Annotated in this window: 3 protein-coding genes; 1 reads left to right on the top strand and 2 read right to left on the bottom strand. The window is 34.9% G+C overall.

Going from position 1 to position 2,197, the window contains the following annotated elements; genetic code table 11:
* The first annotated feature begins 320 nt into the window (after positions 1-320).
* Positions 321-1,304 (top strand): RepB family plasmid replication initiator protein, encoded by a 984-nt coding sequence (locus FTV42_RS16370; protein WP_151710986.1) that lies wholly within the window; start codon positions 321-323, stop codon positions 1,302-1,304.
* Between the two features lie 13 nt (positions 1,305-1,317).
* Here FTV42_RS16370 and FTV42_RS16375 read toward each other — a convergent pair whose 3' ends face one another.
* Together FTV42_RS16375 and FTV42_RS16380 are read right to left on the bottom strand one after the other, a co-directional pair.
* Complete coding sequence (locus tag FTV42_RS16375; protein ID WP_253135668.1) at positions 1,318-1,854, bottom strand: hypothetical protein; 537 nt, start codon at positions 1,852-1,854, stop codon at positions 1,318-1,320.
* Complete coding sequence (locus tag FTV42_RS16380; RefSeq protein ID WP_179997627.1) at positions 1,854-2,144, bottom strand: mobilization protein; 291 nt, start codon at positions 2,142-2,144, stop codon at positions 1,854-1,856. Before FTV42_RS16380 ends, FTV42_RS16375 begins: the two co-directional genes overlap by 1 nt.
* Positions 2,145-2,197: the final 53 nt, after the last annotated feature.

The raw sequence follows: 2,197 nt of genomic DNA on the forward strand, positions 1-2,197 counted from the left end.
TAGATTTCACAAACAGGATTAACCAAAAACTGCCCCACGAAGCGAGGAACGAGCTTCAATAGAGTACGAGCTTTAGCGAGTACATAGGGCAGTTTTAAGTATTTCCCTATTTTTTAATATTTTAAATATTTTTAAATATTTTTAGACCCCACTCAAAGCCATGCTGTGCGTGGCTTTGCAAGGTTTAACTATGAGGGATTGACGCATAACTATGAGGGATTGACGCATAACTATGAGGGATTGACGCATAACTATGAGGGATTGACGCATAACTATGAGGCGATATATTATTCTCATAATTAATAATAAGGAATACAAAAATGAGTAAGCTCTTAGTAGTCAAAGCAAATAATATTATTGAAGCTAGTTATCAACTGTCTTTGAATGAACAGCGCTTAATTTTGGCGGCTATAGCCTGTATACCCAAAGGCGAAGAAGTGACAGATAACACAGGTTATTGCGTCACAAGGGAATCATTTATTGAGTTAGGTGTTAACCCAAAAACAGCAAGCAGAGAAATTAGAGAAGCATGTGATCGACTTTTTAATAGAGTTATTACAATAACAACTGAAGCAGGGACATTTAAAACTCGATGGGTTCAAGACATCATGAAATACAATAGTGATTGGGCTTTGGCTAATCCTGAATTTATCCAAGAGGTGACAGGGAGCGATCCTTATGCAGAAGATTATATTTTGGCGGCAATAAGGTTTAGTAAGTCTGTATTACCCTTTATTAGTAACTTATCATCTAACTTCACACAATATTTTCTTCAAGACATAGCAGGAGTAAGTAGTGGGTATAGCGTTCGATTTTATGAATTAATGATGCAATTCAAGAGTACAGGTTATCGAAAAATAAGGCTTGATGACTTGCGCAATATGCTTGATCTGAATAATAAGTATCCATTAACGGCAGACTTAAAAAGATGGGTAATAGATACCGCAATTGATGAACTTAATGAAAAATCTCCCATTACAATCAAATATAAACTGTTAAAAACAGGGCGTAAGTTCACACACATAGAATTAAAATTTAAGCAAAAATTGTCACCTAAAAAAATAGAATCTCAGCGAGATCAAAAAACTATAGATATGTTCAGCAACTTATCTGACAGTCAAATTAAGACCTACAGTTCAGTATTATCTAAGGTTCATAGCATCTCTGACTTAGCCGACAATAAAGATTACCCAGCCTTTTCAATATGGATTGCCAATATTTTACGTGACCCTACATCCGTCCGAGAGGAAACCGCAAAGCGGATTTTTAAAGCATTGCGGACTGAAACAGACTTCAAAGACTAAGATTTTATATACATTACGTCATAGGGAATGCTGAGTACAGTTTACGGCAAGTCGGATATTTAGCTTGAATTTTATGTAAATAATATGCCTGATCTTTTTCAAGAAAGCCGTTCAATAAACCACTCTTATCAGTATAGAAACAACGTCCTTTTGCTCTATCCCATGCTAAAAAAGGAGTGGATGGCTTACTTATTGATATAACATCATTATTACAGTGAAGTAGTGCCAGTGAACTTACCTGATAATTTCTTGCTTGGTTACCATCTGGCGGATATGCTAAACCAATTATCAAATTTCCTTTTTTTATATTCTTAATTTTAAAATCGCCATTCCATTCATTTGGGCTAGAATATCTAAACCAAGCTATTAATGGGCGAAAAATAAAATTATGGTTAGAAAATTGAAATTTAGTCTGATTTTTATCTGATTCAAATGATTGAACCCTTGCTATAAATACCTCATTTGGTGAGTGTGGCATACATGCACTAAGATTTTGCGAACCCATGATTGTCGCTAAAATTCCACCCCATAAAATTAGTGTTTTTTGCATTATTTAGATATCTCAATATTTGGTAAGTCAAAAAGCTGTCTATCCCGATCTTCTGTTAAATACTCGTTGAGTTCAGCGAGTATTTTTTCTTTGTTGGCTTCATTACTTTGCATCTTTTTAATTAAATAAGAACCAAGCAAAATTTTACGTCTAGTATCATCCTTTCTTTCCTGCTCTTTTTGCTTTGACCTTTCTCTAGCTTCGATAGCTTGTTTTCGAGCCTTTAACTGTTTCAGCTTCTCTAATTGGGCTTCGATTTTCTTTTCAAGAGTTTCAGCAGCTTTTGTCATGATTCAGATTTCGGGATATAGAAAACCACTCAAGCATAAGGCCCTATGAATTG

It is taken from the genome of Acinetobacter sp. YH16052, assembly GCF_013417155.1.
GTDB lineage: Bacteria > Pseudomonadota > Gammaproteobacteria > Pseudomonadales > Moraxellaceae > Acinetobacter.